This window comes from Massilia mucilaginosa, from assembly GCF_011682145.1.
Classification (GTDB): domain Bacteria; phylum Pseudomonadota; class Gammaproteobacteria; order Burkholderiales; family Burkholderiaceae_D; genus Telluria_A; species Telluria_A mucilaginosa.
This window is the reverse complement of sequence record NZ_WHJH01000046.1, coordinates 1-15,280: the sequence shown is the minus strand read 5'-3', so window position 1 is coordinate 15,280 and position 15,280 is coordinate 1. Positions and strand designations below refer to the sequence as shown.

The following is a 15,280-nucleotide window of genomic DNA, read 5'->3' as shown; positions in this document are numbered from 1 at the left end:
ACATTGAACTTGGGTTCCCGCCTGCGCGGGAAAGACGGCTTTCCGGCTATTCGTGCTGCCAGCTACCGCTTAACGATGCGCTATTGCGGCGCTGCACCCTGTGCGCTGGCCGACTCCGGCTCCGCAGCCGCCTGCGCCGCCAGCCGCGCTGCCTGCGCCGCCTTGCGCCGCTCGGCAAAAAATGCACGCAGCATGCTGCTCGCCTCATCGGCCAGCACGCCGCCGACCAGTTCCGTGTGATGATTCAACTGCTCCTGCTCGAACAAATTGAGCACCGAGCCGCAGGCACCGGTCTTGGGGTCAAGCGCGCCGAACACCACGCGCGCCAGGCGCGCATGCATCATCGCGCCGGAACACATCACGCACGGCTCCAGGGTCACATACAGCTCGCATCCGGGCAAACGGTAGTTGCCCAGCTTGTCGGCGGCGGCGCGCAAGGCCACGATTTCGGCGTGCGCGGTCGGATCGTGGCGGCCGATCGGCTGGTTGAAGCCGGTGGCGATCACCTCGCCATCCTTGACCACCACGGCGCCCACCGGCACTTCGCCCAGGCTCCATGCATGTTGCGCCTGTTCCAGCGCCAGTTGCATGAAGGCTGGATCAGGCATCGGTAATCTCTGCCCAGCAATTCGGAGTTTCGTGCAGCACCAGCTTGTGCAGGTGCAAACCGGTGCCGAAGCGGTCGGTATAGGCCGCCTTGAGGATGTCGAAAGCGATCTGCGCCAGGTTCTCGACGGTCGGAATGCGGTCGATCACCACGGTCTTGTGGCCCGGCAGCGAGGCCAGGAACTCGCGCACCTTGTCGTCTTTTTCGTAGACCAGGAAGGCGTGGTCCCAGACATCGACCAGGTGCTCCTTGGCCAGCGCCTTGATGTCGGAAAAGTCCATGATCATGCCGTTGTCGGAGTTGCCTTCGGCCTGGATGACGGCGCCCGTGAGGGTGATTTCGAGGGTGTAGCGGTGCCCGTGCAGGTTGCGGCACTGGCTTTTATGGTCGGGAATGCGGTGCCCTGCATCGAATTCGAGCTTGCGTGTAATCGTGAGCATGAAGTGCTTTAAGGTATCTGTAAAAGTTTATGGGTTTGCAAGCTCAGCTTCCACTTGGGATTGCGCTTGCAGGTCTCGATGGCGAGACGGGTGTTGTGTTCGCCGAGCGGGCCGTCCATCGGCTGCACGAAGAAATTCTCGAAATCGAGGTTTTCATAGGCGCCCAGGTCCTGATTGGTCTGGGGAATGACCACTTTGAGCTCATTGCCCTTCTCCACCACCAGCTTCGACCCCATCTTGGGGCTGACGCAGATCCAGTCGACCCCGGGCGGCACCGGCAAGGTGCCGTTGGTTTCGATGGCGATCTCGAAACCGGCCGCGTGCATCGCGTCGATCAGCGGGGCGTCGAGCTGCAACAGCGGCTCGCCACCGGTGAAGACCACGTATTTGCTGTGCGGGTAGGAAGACGGCCACAGGCTGTCAATCAGCGCGGCCAGGGCCTCGCCGTTGGCAAACTTGCCGCCGCGTTCGCCATCGGTGCCGACAAAATCGGTGTCGCAGAAGGTGCAGACGGCGCTGGCGCGGTCGCTTTCGCGTCCGGTCCACAGGTTGCAGCCCGAGAAACGGCAAAACACGGCGGGACGACCCGCGTGCGCGCCCTCTCCCTGCAGGGTGTAGAAAATCTCTTTGATGCTGTAAGTCACTTGATTATCCTAATCGTCAACCCTCCATTATACCAAGGTCGCGTGGGACGACTGGGAATCACTAAAAATGATGCCGTTACGCCAGATAAGTTCCAAAATGAAATAGAGTTGATCCGAGACAATATCAATGGTGATGACGGGGAGTAACTTGATCAGGGTCAGCTTGGACTTGTCAGCTTGTCTTATCAGTTTCCTCGGAAGGTTCTCATGCACATTACGCCCACCGCTCTCCTCGCCCTGTTCTGGATGCTGTTCATCGGCTGGGGATTTTACGCCTTGCTGCAACGCCATTTGCGCCTGGACGACCAGCTGGCCGACACGGAAGCCCAGCTGGCCATCGAACGCCACGCGCGCGCCGTGGCCGAACTGGCGCTTGCCAACACCCATTTATCGCTATGCCAGGCCACCAAGCACCAGGAAAACGTGCGCGAAAGCGAACGCCAGCGCATCGCGCGCGACATCCACGACGACCTGGGCCAGAATTTGCTGGCGCTCAAGATCGACCTGCAATTGATGCACGTAAGCACGACCGGCGCTCATCCGCTGATCACGCAAAAAATCGACGGCATGATCTGCAATCTCGACAACACCATCAAGTCCTTGCGCGCCATTATTTACGATCTGCGCCCGATCGTGCTGGAAGCGGGCTTCCAGAGCGCGATGGAGTGGCAACTGAGCGAATTTACCCGCATGCACGGCATCCGCCATGCTTTCAGCGCCGACCCGGACGCGCTGCATGCGCCCGAGGACGCCGACCGTGACGCGATGCTGTACCGCATCGCGCAGGAAGCGCTGTCGAACGTGGCGCGCCATGCGCATGCCACCGAGGTCGACATCAAGCTGCAGCGCTTCGGCGACATGCTCACCTTGCGCGTGCAGGACAACGGGGTCGGCATGGTCGACCTTGGCAACGGACGCGGCTGCGGCCTGCCCGGCATGCGCGAACGGGTGCGCGCCATCGGCGGCTGCTTCGCCATCGACAGCCTGCCCGGCAGCGGCGTGGTGCTGTCGGTGTCGATCCCCTTGACGGTTGCGTTTGCCGCACACTGAAGCACGATCTCGCTCACCCTTGTGCTTTATCAATAGAACCGCCGTCCACGACGGGCAAAATTAAGTCTTGTCGGCAGTCAATATTTTGCCGACAGGATATTGTCAGGAACTACTTCACAGGGGCGGCACATGATGAGCACGATGATAGTCCAGAGCGCAAGCGCGCACGCCGCACCGGAACAGGGCCACGCGTTTGCCTACAAGCTCATGGAGATGCTGGCCGTTCCCGCGTTTGTGCTGGACAACGAACGGCGGGTGATCATCTGGAACCGGGCCTGCGAGCGCCTGACCGGGGTGGCGGCCGAGGAAGTGCTGGGCACGCGCGACCACTGGCAGAGTTTTTATGAGGAAGCGCGGCCGACCCTGGCCGACCTGGTGGTGCAGGACCGCGGCGACGAGCTCGATGCCTTGTATCCGCAGGTGGCCAAGAGCTGCCACGTGGCCGGCCAGCTGGGGGCGGAAAGCTGGTGCGACATGCCGCGCTTCGGGCAGCGGCGCTACCTGGCCGTCGATGCCATCCCCATCCTTGGCGAGCACGGCAAGCTCGAAGCGGTGGTGCAGACCCTGCGCGACATCACCGATGAAAAAGCGGCCCAGGTCGCGCTGGAACAACTGGCGACGCTCGACGGACTGACCGGCCTGGCCAACCGGCGCTGTTTCGACAACACCTTGGGCGCCGAGTGGTCGCGCGCGCTGCGCCAGCAGCAGCCGCTGTCCTTGCTGATGGTCGATGTCGACAATTTCAAGGCTTACAACGATGCCAACGGGCATCTGGGCGGCGACGAATGCCTGAAGCGCATCGCCATTGCCGTATCGAGCGAAATGCGGGCGAACGACCTGGTGGCGCGCTACGGCGGCGAGGAATTCGCGGTGATTTTGCCGAACCAGTCGCTCAAGGGGGCGGCCATCGTGGCCGAGCGCATCCGCCGCCGGGTCGAACAGCTCAAGGTGCCGAACGGACGCGGCGTCAATGAACACGTCACGGTGAGCATCGGCGCGGCCACGGCGATCGCCTCGTCGGACACCAGCGCCTGCCAGCTGGTGGCGACGGCGGACGCGGCGCTGTACCGCGCCAAGCACATGGGCCGCAACCGCATCAGCCTGCCGGCGACCGAGCCCGACATCATCGCCACCACGCGCTCGGACAGCCATTCCACCATGAACGCCGGCTGAGCTCGTGTCCACTCCGGTGCCTGTCACCGCAGTGGACACCGGGATGGACATGAACGCCGGCCGAGCTCGTGTCCACTCCGGTGCCTACCGCCGTGCCTGTCACCGCAGTGGACACCGGGATGGACATGAACGCCGGCCGAGCTCGTGTCCACTCCGGTGCCTACCGCCGTGCCTGTCACCGCGGTGGACATGTCAAAACGGGTGTATGCACAAATTTCCGCTGTTCTTTCTGGTCCGATTCTTTTATCCTGCGGCTACTATTTTTAGCCTCCGGAGACAATGTGTCGAAACTCATCCCGATCAGCCTGCTTGCCCTGCCCGCGTTCGCCATGAACGCGCTGGCGGCCGCACCAGCGACGCCAGCCGGCAAAGCCGATGTTCTGCCCTTTAAAGCCACCGAAAAAACCCTGGCCAACGGCCTGAAAATCATCGTCGTCCCGACCGGCTTCCCGAACCTGGTGTCGGTACAGATTCCTGTGCAGACCGGTTCGCGCAACGAGATCGAGCCGGGCAAGTCGGGCTTTGCGCATTTTTTCGAGCACATGATGTTTCGCGGCACCAAAGCTTATCCGCCTGAGAAATACCAGGATGTGATCACCAAATCGGGCGCGCGCCAGAATGCCTATACCAGCGACGACCTGACCAACTACCACACGACCTTCGCCAAGGAAGACCTCGAAACCATCCTCAAGGTCGAGGCCGACCGCTTCCAGAGTCTGTCGTACGAGGAAGATGCGTTCAAGACCGAATCGCGCGCCGTGCTCGGTGAATACAATAAGAACAGCGCCAATCCGATGTCCAAGCTGTTCGAAGTGCAGCGCGACGCCGCCTACACTACGCATACGTACAAGCACACCACGATGGGCTTTATCAAGGACATCGAGGACATGCCGAACCAGTATGCCTATTCGAAAGTGTTTTTCGACCGCTGGTATCGCCCCGAACGCACCACCTTGATCATCGCCGGGGACGTCGAGCCGCAAAAAGCCATCGCCCTGGTCGAGAAATACTGGAGCAAGTGGCAGAAAGGCAGTTACAAGAGCGAAGTACCGGTGGAGCCGGCTGCGCGCGGTGCGCTCTACAAGCATGTCGCCTGGCCGACCCAGACGCTGCCGTTCGTCACGGTGGGTTTCCGCGCGCCAGCGTTTTCCGCCACCGCCAAGGATCACGCGGCGCTGTCGATGCTGATGTCGCTCTCGTTCGGCCGCACCTCGCCGCTCTACAAAAAGCTGGTACAGGATGAGCAGAAGGTCGACCAGTTCAGCGACTACACCCCTGGACGGATCGACCCGAGCCTGGCGACCATCATCGCCCGCGTGAAAAAGCTGGAAGACACTGTCTATGTGCGCGACCAGATCATGCAGACCGTCGCACAGCTGCGCAACGTGCCGGTCACCGCGCAGGCGCTGGCCGACGCCAAGTCGGCCCAGAAATACGGCCTGATCCGCTCGCTCGACAATACCGAGCAGATCGCCGGCACCCTGGCTTCGTACGTGCACTACAACCGTTCTTACGGCACGCTCAACCAGTTCTACCGCGTCACCGACAGCCTGACCCCGGCCGACCTGCTGGCGGCCGCGCGTCAATACCTGGTCGATGACGGCATGATCGTCACCACCCTGTCCAACCAAGCGCTGCCGGAAGCGATGGCGAGCCTGCCCAAGCTGACCACCCTGGCCGCGAATGGCACGGCCGCGCCGGCGGTTGATGCCTTGCCGCAAGCGACGGCAAGCCAGGCCAAGCCGGCAGCGGCGAGCGGCGCCGAAGCCAAGGTAGAGGTACTGGTGCAAAAATCGGCCTTGCCGCAGATCCGCTTCAAGCTGTTGTTCGCGGCCGGTTCCGCGCACGATCCAAAAGGCAAGGAAGGCCTGGCGGCGCTGACCGCCATGATGGTCGCCTCGGCCGGCTCAAGCGAGCGCAAGATCGACGAAGTGACCAAGGCCCTGTTCCCGCTGGCCGGCTCGTTCACCGAGCAGACCGACAAGGAAATGACCACCTTCACCGGTTCGATCCACAAGGATAACTGGAGCAAGTACATGACCGTGGCCATGCCGCAACTGGTCACGCCGGGCTTTCGCGAGGAAGATTTCCGCCGCCTCAAGGATTCGCTCAAGAACGCCCTGCTGGTGGACTTGAAGGACAATAACGAGGAAGAACTGGGCAAGGAACGCCTGCAAACCAATGTGTTCGCCGGCACGCCGTACGACCATCCGGTACTCGGCACCGCCAAAGGCATCGACGCGATCACCCTGGACGACGTCAAGGATTTTTACAAGAAGGCCTACACCCAGGGATCGGTGCGGGTCGGCATCTCGGGCGATGTGTCGGACCAGATGACGGCCGCGCTCAAGCAGGCGCTGGCCAAGCTGCCGCCCGGTCCGGGCTTGCCTGCCACCAGTGCCCCGCTGGCAAAGATGCCGAACGGCCGGGAAGTGGAGATCATCGAGAAAAACACGCGCGCGACCGCCCTGTCGTTCGGCTTGCCGATCGAGGTACGCCGTGGCCATCCGGACTTCCCGGCGCTGTGGCTGGCCAAGACCTTCCTCGGTGAACACCGCGCCTCGAATGCCTATCTGTACCAGCGCATTCGCGAAGTGCGCGGCATGAACTATGGCGATTACACCTACATCGAAGCGTTCCCGCGCGGCATGTTCCAGTTCTTCCCGAACCCGAATATCGGCCGCAAGGGCCAGCTGTTCGAAGTCTGGATTCGTCCGGTTGCGCCGGATAATGCCCACATGGCGCTGCGTATCGCGCTTACCGAACTCGACAAGGTGATCGAGCACGGTCTGACCCAGGAGCAGTTCGAGATCACGCGCGGCTACCTGATGAAAAACGTGTTCGTGATGACCGCCACGCAGGACCAATATCTCGGCTATGCGCTCGACTCGCAGTGGTACGGCACGCCCGAGTTCACCAAAATGATGCGCGACGGCCTGAGCAAGCTGACCCTGGCCGACCTGAACGCCGCCATCAAGAAGCACCTGTCGACCAGGAACCTGTCGCTGGTGTTCATCACCAAGGATGCCGCCGGACTGAAAGAGAAACTGGTGAGCGATGCGGTGTCGACGATCAAGTACGACGGCAACAAGCCGCAGAGCTTGCTCGACGAAGACAAGGTCATCGGCAGCATGAAGCTCGACATCAAGCCGGAGGCGGTCAGGATTACGCCGGCGAGTGCGGTGTTTGCCGAGTAGACACAGTAAGAAGCCGTGCGCTGGCGCGGATCGCTAGCTCGTCGCTTCCGCCATTGGCGGAGACGACGAAGCAGTGGCGACAATGCCGGCATCAGGAAGTCATGCGCTCCCAGCCATGCCTGATCGCCGCCTTCATCTTTTCCCAGGCCGATCCGGGATTGCGCGCCTCCCAATCGGTGCGCAGCCCGGGCTCGACCTCTTCCCACGGACGCCCACGATACAGCGCGCTGCCCGCCATGCTGGTGCCGTAGCGGTACGCCGGCGCATAATCGTCGTAACTGCCGCCCTCGCGTGAGAAATTGCTGGTCCAGTGGCCTCGGAAGTACGCGTCGTCGTCCGGCGCAAGTTGCTCGATGTCCACTTCGGTATGGCGCAGCGTGTCCGTGATCTGCTCCTGGCGCTGCGTCACTTCCTTGCCGACGATAACCTCCTCCACCATCCGCGCGGATTTTTCGACGACCGCTTCTTCCGCCGTTTCGCGCAGCTCGATCGTGTTTTCCTGGAAGGCGGCAATGTCGGCCGGATCGACCATTTTGTCCACCGCGCGCCGCTGCACATTGACATGCTCTTCGCGCAGGCCGATGCTTTCGCTCACCGGCGTCTCGACGATGCGCTGGTAAATCCGCACGCCGCCGCGCTGCACCTCGCGCTTGCCGACCCTGAGTTCTTCCTGGATCACGGGAATGGCCGTGGTGTCGGCCGCACGCTGCTGCGAACCGCCCATGGCCGAGCCCTGCGCGCCGCCACCCTGCGCCGAGCCGGACGTGGACTGCTGCGACAGCGTCTGCGCGCGCATGGCGTCGCCACCCTGCATGGCGCCCTGCCACTGGCCGGCATGCTCGTCGATATCAAGCGGCCCATGACGCTCGACAATGTCGGCGGCGCGCTCGATCTCGTGTTCGGTCGTGCTCGTCACCGTCAGCAGGTAGTGCCCGCGTTCCATCGCCTCGGAATACATCCGCGCATGCTCGCTGCGCTCACCGCCGAACAGGTCGGTGAAAAAATGCTTGATGCTCGATCCGAGCGATTGGTCGGCCGCGCCGCCCACCCGGTTGCCGGATGTGTCCGCATCGCCATCGCTCAGACGCACGTCCTGGCGTGCGTAACCCGACCCGAGCAGGTCGTCAAGCGCCTGCACGGCGTCGCCGCGATTGTCAAATACCGCTACCAGTGTGTGTTCCATGATGACTACCTCCGTGTTGTTGAACTCGCTTGAACTCGCTTACTTGTGAGGGCCTTCGTCGAACCGTTCGACGACAATGTCTTCCGCGCGCAGCATGACGGTCCCGCCCTGGGTGCGGGTGCGCCGGGTGCGCGTGATGTGGACTTCTTCCTTGGTGCGCAGGCGCCGCTCGGTCACCAGCACTTCTTCGACCACCGGCACGATCAGCGTGTCGCCCTCCTGGCGCGCCACCGGCGCCTCGGACAGGGGCACGATCCGGTCGACGCTCACATGCCTGACGTCGAGCTCGTCGTACAGCAGGGTTTCGTCGATCTGATGGAGATGTTCGCCGACGCTCTTGTGAATCCGCACGCCGCGCCCGGTGTCGACGACGCGCGTTCCCACCCGCAGTTCTTCGCGGTGCAGCGGCACGGTGAACGTGTCGCCACCGGGCTCGCCATAGGATTCGGCACTGTCTGTTGCCATGAAGTTCGCTCCCCGAAAAACGCCGCAGCAGGAGCCGTTGAGAGTACCGCAAAGTGCGCCGACCCTGCGCACCATTGACCTTCCTCAAGTTTTGATCGGCCGCGCAGCCGAAGCTTGAGTGTCGCCCGCCACTGGGCCCGGGAGGAATCCGCAATGCCGCTGCCGTCCACGTCCACCACGCTGACCGAACTGAGCGACCGTCGTGGCGCGCCGCAGGCGACGGCGCCGCCCGACATCGAACCGCCCAGCCCGCTCGACCGTTATCTGCACGCCATGCAGGCGCAGCTGACGCAAGGCATCTCGCCCACCAGCCTGGCGCTGGCGCACGCCGACTGGCTGCTCAACCTGATGCAGTCGCCCGCCAAGTGGCAGCGCCTGCTGCACAAGGCCTGGACCAAAGAAATGCGCTGGCTCGACTATGCACTGCGCAGCACGCTGCGCGAGGCGCCCGCGCCGTGCATCGAACCGCTGCCGCAGGACCGGCGCTTCCGCAGTCCGGCCTGGCAACGCTGGCCGTACGACCTGATGCAGCAGGCCTTCCTGCTCAATCAGCAATGGTGGCACAACGCGACCACCGGCATCGACGGGGTCAGCCGTCACCATCAGGATGTGGTGTCGTTCACCGCGCGCCAGCTGCTCGACCTGGCCTCGCCGCTCAATGTCGTGGCCACCAATCCGGAAGTGGACGAGGCAACCGTACGCGAAGCCGGCGCCAATCTCGTGCGCGGCGCGATGAACCTGGCCGACGACACCTGGCGCAGCCTGGCCGGCATGCCGCCCGCCGGGACCGACGCGTTCCGGCCGGGCATCGAGGTCGCCGTCACGCCGGGCCAGGTGGTGTTCCGCAACCACTTGATCGAGCTGATCCAGTATGATCCGGCGCCGGGCAGCGCCAGCGTCTGCGCCGAGCCCATGTTGATCGTGCCGGCGTGGATCATGAAGTACTACATTCTCGACCTGTCGCCGCACAATTCGCTGGTGCGCTACCTGGTCGGGCACGGGCACACGGTATTCATGATGTCGTGGCGAAATCCGGACGCGCAAGACCGCGACCTCGGCATGGACGACTACCTGCGCGACGGCATCATGGCCGCGCTCGGGCACATCCGTGGCGTCGCGCCCGGCCAGCGCATCGACACGGCCGGCTATTGCCTCGGCGGCACGCTGCTGTCGATCGCGGTGGCCTCGCTCGGTTGCGAAGGCGAGGCGCTGATCAATTCGATGACCCTGCTGGCCGCCCAGACCGATTTCAGCGAGGCGGGCGAACTGATGCTGTTTATCGACGACAACCAGATCTCCTTCCTGGAAGACCTGATGTGGCAGCAAGGCTATCTCGACAATCGCCAGATGGCGGGGGCGTTCCGGCTGCTGCGCTCGAACGACCTGGTGTGGTCGAGGGCGATCAACCAGTACCTGCTGGGCAAGCGCGCACCGATGACCGACCTGATGGCCTGGAACGCCGACACCACGCGCATGCCGTACCGCATGCACAGCGAGTATCTGCGCAAGCTGTTTCTTGACAACGATCTGTGTGCGGGGCGTTACCAGGTCGACGGGCGGCCGGTCGCGCTGGGCGATATACGGGCGCCGCTGTTCGTGGTGGCCACCATGACGGATCATGTATCGCCGTGGCGCTCGGTGTACAAGATCCACCTTGTTTCACCGTGCGACGTGCATTTTGTGCTGACCAGCGGCGGCCACAATGCCGGCATTGTCAGCGAACCGGGCCATGGCGGGCGCCGCTACCACGCGGCGCACCGGCCGCGCGGCGAGTGCTACCTCGATCCCGACCGCTGGCTGGCGCAGGCCGGCCAGCGCGATGGTTCGTGGTGGCCGGCGTGGACGCACTGGCTCGACGCGGTATCGAGGCAGCCGCGCCTGCCGCCGCGCCAGGTACAAGGCGGACTCGCACCGGCGCCGGGGACGTATGTGCTGCAACGATAGGGGGCATGTGAAACGGCGCCGATGTCAAACCAACACGTCGCCAGTCCGATCGTTATCATGGTTACAATTGGTGAGCCTCGGCGCTTGATGTTTGCATATACTCATCAATTTCAAGGAGAACGATACGATGAGATTTGTTACGGCCGCAAGCGGCCTTGCGCTTGCCTTACTGATGTGCACCACGCTGCCGGCGCATGCCGATGCCCCTGCGCAGAGCCGGCAGCAGATCGAAAAGGTCGTCGAGAAGTTTCGGCTGGCAATCGTCAACAAGGACAAGGACAACTTCATGAAGCTGTTCCTGCGCGAGGATATCACCTGGGCCGCGGCCTACGAGGATGCCAGCCTGGACCGGATCATGGCGCGCCGCACCAACAAGGCGCTGCCGCGCCCGAAAAAGATCGTCGGCGGCTCGCCCCGCGAATTCATCGACGACATCGCCAAAGCCACAGAGCCACTCGAGGAAACCTTCGAGAACGTGCGCATCGACGCCGACGAGGACGTGGCGCAGGTCTGGTTCGACTACAGCTTCAAGGCGGGCGACTACCGCGAGAACTGGGGCAAGGAAGCCTGGCATCTGGTGCGCACCGAGGACGGCTGGAAAATCGCATCGGTGATCTGGTCGATGAAGCTCAATCCCAATCCACCGCCGGCGGCCGGCGCCAAATAGGACGCCTGCTAAAAAACGCATCCGGGACGGTTTCAACGACCACAGGTGTTCCCGGAGTGCGTCCTACATTGCGCTAAACCAGTCATTCCGCTCAAGTTCCAGGATGAGACTGTCGAACGTCTTCTCGGGTATCGTACAGCGAACCCGATATCCCCCTTTCACATGCACAGCGTCAATCGCTGCGCTCACGCCTTCAAAGCGCGTGAACAGCGCCAACAGGGCGTTTTGCTCACTGTCGGTGTAGACCATCTCACCCCGGCGCCGCAGTAATCGCAAGTATCCCATTCCCAGCCCTTGTTCCGATGGTTCAGCTCGTGCCTTTCCTGGCCGGGTCCGAATGTCGGACCTGACACCGCCTTAGTTGAAGGGGTTGTCCACTTCGCCCACCGCCGGCGGCGGCAACTCGGCCGGCAGGGTCATCCCTTCCAGCGTGGCGACGATCTCGCCGAGCAGCGCCTGCAGCTTGCGCGCGTGCTCCAGGCCGGCCTTGTCGGCGGTCAGGTCGACATCGCCGCTGAGCGTGATCCGGTCGAGCCGGTTTTCGATCATCAGCTTGCCGACCGCGACCACATCGGCCTCGTTTGCGTACGGTACAAAACTCTGTTTCTTGCCACTCATTGCGTCTCCTTTGATAGTCAAAACGGCCAACGGCGCGATTTCTTCTGTTTCGGCTGCGGCAGGTCCAGCATCGCGGATTTTTGCCGCGCGCTCAGGGAGGGCATCAGGTTGATGCCGATCTTTTCTTCCAGCTCGGCGATCGTCATCACGTCCAGCTCGTCCGTCGAACGGTTTTCCACGATCCACGCCGCGCCCGCCTTCTGGCTCGGACTATACACCGCCTTGTACAGATGACTCGGCACCAGCACGTTGCCGACCTTTTGCAAACGCCCGCCGATGAACGCCGGCCCGGTGATCACATATAAAGTACCTTCCTTCCGGACCATATCGCGCACGCGGCCCTCCAGCCCGGCCCACAGGTGGCGGTTGTTGTCGGCATCCTGCGGCACCATGTTCGCCAGCGTAAAACTTTCGTGCTGGGTCTGCCGGTCCGGCATGTTGCCGTTCGGCGCCATGTGGCCGCGGTCGAAACCGCTGCGGGCGTAGTCGGACAACTCGGCGCGCTGCGACGGCGACAGCCGTTCCTCGGCGTGGAAGGAATCGTCGCGCGAGAGTTTCTTGGCCAGTTTCAGGTTGCCCGGCAGCAGGCGCTCGGCCGACCACAGCGGCGTGCGGGTGATCCCGGAGTGCATCACGCCGAACACGCCGTAGCACAATTCGGTCGTCGCTTTGGCCAGCTTGGGGTTGCGGATCTCGGGCAGGCGCCCATCCATGTAGTGTGCGGGACAGCCGCCGGCAAATGCGCTGCCGGCTGCCAGCAGGGTCCATCCGAGGACGATGCCGGCCAGTGTTTTCTGAATCATGTTTTCCAAAACGAAAATAGTTGAGCGACGCATTCTAGCCGAGCGTGCCCGCCATGCGAAGCAGTCGTTCAGCTAATTTTGCAAGACTGGCGCGCAGCTGATCCGGCGCGCGCACGTCGAAGTCGAACGGCAGGCCCGCAAGGTGGCCGGCGAACCAGTCGATGTCGTCGGCGGTGCAGCGCAGCAGCACGCCATCGGCCACCTGTTCGAACACGCCGAGCGCGCCATGAAAATGCGCGCTGGCCGTTTTCAGGTCGGAGTGCAACAGCACTTCCACCGCGTGCTCGCGCGCCATCAGGGCCATCGACTGTTTCAGGTAGCCAAGCGCGTCGAAGCCGGCCGGACGCGCAAACGAGACCGGCCGCGGCTCGGCCTTGACGATGCGGTCGATCCTGAACGAACGCATCCCGGCGCGCAGATGGCACATGCCGATCACGTACCAGCAGCCGCCGCGAAACGCCAGGCCGTAGGCGTCGAAATCGCGCTCGGTGTCGCCGCCTTCGGGCGAGCGGTAACGCAGGCAGACACGCTGCTGCGCCAGCGCCGCCGAACTGAGCGTGACAAGCGCGTCGTTGTCCCGCGGCGCCACCGCGCGGAGCATGTCGAGCCGCACGGTGTCGTCGATGGCGCGCATGCGCCGCTTGAGGTTGGCCGGCATGATGCGTTCGAGCTTGGCCTGGGCACTGGCCACCGCCGGCGCGGCTTCGGCAAAGCCCAGGCTGCGCGCGGCGAGCAAGCCGATCGCCAGGGCCAGCGCTTCGTCGTTGGTAAACATCATCGGCGGCAGCTTGAAGCCGGCCATCAGCGCATAGCCGCCATGGCGCCCGCGCTCGGTGGTGATGGGAATGCCCATCTCTTCGAGCGTGACGATGTAGCGGCGCACGGTGCGCGGATCGACGGCGAGGCGCGCCGACATCTCGGCGCCGCTCAGGCGGCCATGGGTTTGCAGCAGTTCCAGCACTGCCAGCACGCGGGTGGTTGGATGGTACATGGCGCAACGATAGCAGATTAATAGGGCGCAATCTGCCCTGATCCACCTCTACTCTCCGCCCTGTCGATGTTCCAACCTGCCAACCGAAAGCGAGCCCCGCCATGCCCTTCCCTACCCTGAACCATGCCTTTCACTGCCCGGCGGTGCCGGCATGAGCGCGAGCGCCAATCTGTGGCTGTATTTTGTGGTCGTGTTCGGGATCATCGCCCTGCCCGGCCTCGACATGGCCTTCGTCATGGGCAGCGCCGTGCTGGGCGGACGGCGCGCCGGCCTGGCGGCGGTGGCCGGCATCGTCTGCGGCGGCGTTTGCCACCTGGCGATGGGGGCGCTGGGCGTGGCCGCGGTACTGCGGCTGTGGCCGGCCCTGTTCCAGGCGATGCTGGCCGCCGGCGCCGTGTACACGGCCTGGATCGGCTGGAGCTTCATGCGCAGCAGCGGCCAGTTTGCGCAACGCCTGCCGTCCAGGGCGTGCAGCAGCGGCGCGACCTTCCGGCGCGCGCTGGTGACCAGCTTGCTCAATCCCAAAGCCTACCTGTTCATGCTGGCCATCTTTCCGCAATTTCTCAGGCCCGGCCCCGCGCCGCGGTGGACCCAGGCAGCGCTGCTGCGGGCGATCACGGCGCTGACCCAGGCCGGCATCTACGGCGCGCTGGCCTGGCTGGGCGGCGGCGCCGGGCGCTGGCTGGAACAGCGTCCGGGCGCCGCCACGCTGCTCGCGCGCGTCATGGGCGTGCTGCTGATCCTGGTGGCGGTGCTGAGCGCGGTGCACCTGGTGCGCGGCCTGTCGTAAGCTGGCGCGGCGCTTCAAGTATTGACACGTTGATACGTAAACACGCAACAACGATGCATACTTGATAAGCAAAATCGACTAGAATACGATTTTTGGACCGCGTTGGCTTAGCTTGGCGCAATGGATTCTTGTACATCATGGTGCTCCAACCGATTCCCGAAGAACTGCGTCGTTTCCTGCTGACCAGCATTGCCTCCGTTCCCCATCTGGAGGCGCTGCTGCTTTTGCGCAACAGCGCGCCTCAGGACTGGACTGTGCAAAAAGTGGCCGAGCGGCTGTACATCGGCGACAAGCTGGCCGCGACCGTGCTGGCGGATCTGTCGCGCGCCGGCATGACAGTGACCTTGCGCCATGAAGGCAGCGAGCCGGTGTTCCGCTACCAGCCGGCCACGGCGGCGCTGGGCCAGGTGATCGACGCGCTGGCCGACCTGTACGCGCGGCGCCTGGTCGAGGTGACCCACCTGATTCACTCGAAACTCGAGCGCAAGGCGCAACAGTTTGCCGACGCGTTCACCTGGCGAAAGGAATCGTAATGGCAACAGCGATTTAGAGGGTCGGCCGGGATCCGTGTAAAAATACCCAAATTGAGCTGTAAGTGACTGAATTATTGAAGAATCTTGGTTTTGTAGTTCATTGGCGGCAGCTTTCTTTCCAAGTCTAAGGTGTAATCGCCATACCGATTGATGTGCTCGGTTCTATAGGGCGCAA

16 protein-coding genes are annotated in these 15,280 nt (G+C 63.3%); 7 read left to right on the top strand and 9 right to left on the bottom strand.

Annotated elements, in window-relative coordinates:
- Window positions 1–80: 80 nt before the first annotated feature.
- The 3 genes from tadA to queE are packed head-to-tail and all read right to left on the bottom strand — an operon-like array spanning window position 81 to window position 1,691.
- Entirely contained in the window at window positions 81–608 is a 528-nt protein-coding gene (tadA, locus tag F2P45_RS26130) for a tRNA adenosine(34) deaminase TadA (RefSeq protein ID WP_166881143.1), read from the bottom strand.
- Window positions 601–1,047, bottom strand: a complete 447-nt coding sequence (gene queD, locus F2P45_RS26125; protein WP_166881142.1) for a 6-carboxytetrahydropterin synthase QueD — start codon at window positions 1,045–1,047, stop codon at window positions 601–603. Before queD ends, tadA begins: the two co-directional genes overlap by 8 nt.
- 8 nt (window positions 1,048–1,055) lie before the next feature.
- The gene (gene queE, locus F2P45_RS26120) at window positions 1,056–1,691 is read right to left on the bottom strand and encodes a 7-carboxy-7-deazaguanine synthase (RefSeq protein WP_166881141.1); all 636 of its coding nucleotides are present in this window, start codon (window positions 1,689–1,691) and stop codon (window positions 1,056–1,058) included.
- A 207-nt stretch (window positions 1,692–1,898) separates the two neighbouring features.
- Here queE and F2P45_RS26115 point away from each other — a divergent pair, with 207 nt between their 5' ends.
- The 3 genes from F2P45_RS26115 (at window position 1,899) to F2P45_RS26105 (ending at window position 7,111) form a co-directional block, all read left to right on the top strand.
- Window positions 1,899–2,741 (top strand): sensor histidine kinase, encoded by an 843-nt coding sequence (locus F2P45_RS26115; protein ID WP_166881140.1) that lies wholly within the window; start codon window positions 1,899–1,901, stop codon window positions 2,739–2,741.
- Between the two features lie 132 nt (window positions 2,742–2,873).
- Window positions 2,874–3,914, top strand: coding sequence for a sensor domain-containing diguanylate cyclase (locus F2P45_RS26110; RefSeq protein ID WP_229505315.1), 1,041 nt, complete (start codon window positions 2,874–2,876; stop codon window positions 3,912–3,914).
- A 281-nt stretch (window positions 3,915–4,195) separates the two neighbouring features.
- Window positions 4,196–7,111: a M16 family metallopeptidase gene (locus tag F2P45_RS26105; RefSeq protein ID WP_370663315.1), complete on the top strand. Its 2,916-nt coding sequence runs from the start codon at window positions 4,196–4,198 to the stop codon at window positions 7,109–7,111.
- 91 nt (window positions 7,112–7,202) lie between these two features.
- On the opposite strand, the gene F2P45_RS26100 is transcribed toward F2P45_RS26105, so the two are convergent.
- Together F2P45_RS26100 and F2P45_RS26095 are read right to left on the bottom strand one after the other, a co-directional pair.
- Window positions 7,203–8,294 (bottom strand): DUF2382 domain-containing protein, encoded by a 1,092-nt coding sequence (locus F2P45_RS26100; RefSeq protein WP_166881139.1) that lies wholly within the window; start codon window positions 8,292–8,294, stop codon window positions 7,203–7,205.
- A gap of 39 nt (window positions 8,295–8,333) precedes the next feature.
- Window positions 8,334–8,759, bottom strand: coding sequence for a DUF2382 domain-containing protein (locus tag F2P45_RS26095; RefSeq protein ID WP_166881138.1), 426 nt, complete (start codon window positions 8,757–8,759; stop codon window positions 8,334–8,336).
- A gap of 153 nt (window positions 8,760–8,912) precedes the next feature.
- On the opposite strand from F2P45_RS26095, the gene F2P45_RS26090 reads away from it, so the two are divergent.
- Window positions 8,913–10,703 (top strand): PHA/PHB synthase family protein, encoded by a 1,791-nt coding sequence (locus F2P45_RS26090; RefSeq protein WP_166881137.1) that lies wholly within the window; start codon window positions 8,913–8,915, stop codon window positions 10,701–10,703.
- Window positions 10,704–10,830: 127 nt separating this feature from the next.
- Window positions 10,831–11,370, top strand: a complete 540-nt coding sequence (locus F2P45_RS26085) for a YybH family protein (protein ID WP_166881136.1) — start codon at window positions 10,831–10,833, stop codon at window positions 11,368–11,370.
- A 63-nt stretch (window positions 11,371–11,433) separates the two neighbouring features.
- On the opposite strand, the gene F2P45_RS35755 is transcribed toward F2P45_RS26085, so the two are convergent.
- The 4 genes from F2P45_RS35755 to F2P45_RS26070 form a co-directional block, all read right to left on the bottom strand.
- The gene (locus F2P45_RS35755; RefSeq protein ID WP_223164835.1) at window positions 11,434–11,619 is read right to left on the bottom strand and encodes a hypothetical protein; all 186 of its coding nucleotides are present in this window, start codon (window positions 11,617–11,619) and stop codon (window positions 11,434–11,436) included.
- Between the two features lie 108 nt (window positions 11,620–11,727).
- Window positions 11,728–11,988: a hypothetical protein gene (locus F2P45_RS26080; RefSeq protein ID WP_166881135.1), complete on the bottom strand. Its 261-nt coding sequence runs from the start codon at window positions 11,986–11,988 to the stop codon at window positions 11,728–11,730.
- A gap of 17 nt (window positions 11,989–12,005) precedes the next feature.
- Window positions 12,006–12,791, bottom strand: a complete 786-nt coding sequence (locus F2P45_RS26075) for a DNA/RNA non-specific endonuclease (protein ID WP_166881134.1) — start codon at window positions 12,789–12,791, stop codon at window positions 12,006–12,008.
- 34 nt (window positions 12,792–12,825) lie between these two features.
- Window positions 12,826–13,782, bottom strand: a complete 957-nt coding sequence (locus tag F2P45_RS26070; RefSeq protein WP_166881133.1) for a helix-turn-helix transcriptional regulator — start codon at window positions 13,780–13,782, stop codon at window positions 12,826–12,828.
- A gap of 151 nt (window positions 13,783–13,933) precedes the next feature.
- Here F2P45_RS26070 and F2P45_RS26065 point away from each other — a divergent pair, with 151 nt between their 5' ends.
- Entirely contained in the window at window positions 13,934–14,572 is a 639-nt protein-coding gene (locus tag F2P45_RS26065; RefSeq protein WP_166881132.1) for a LysE family translocator, read from the top strand.
- A 137-nt stretch (window positions 14,573–14,709) separates the two neighbouring features.
- On the top strand, window positions 14,710–15,105 hold the full coding sequence (locus F2P45_RS26060; protein ID WP_166881131.1) for a hypothetical protein: 396 nt from the start codon (window positions 14,710–14,712) through the stop codon (window positions 15,103–15,105).
- Window positions 15,106–15,280 lie beyond the last annotated feature (175 nt).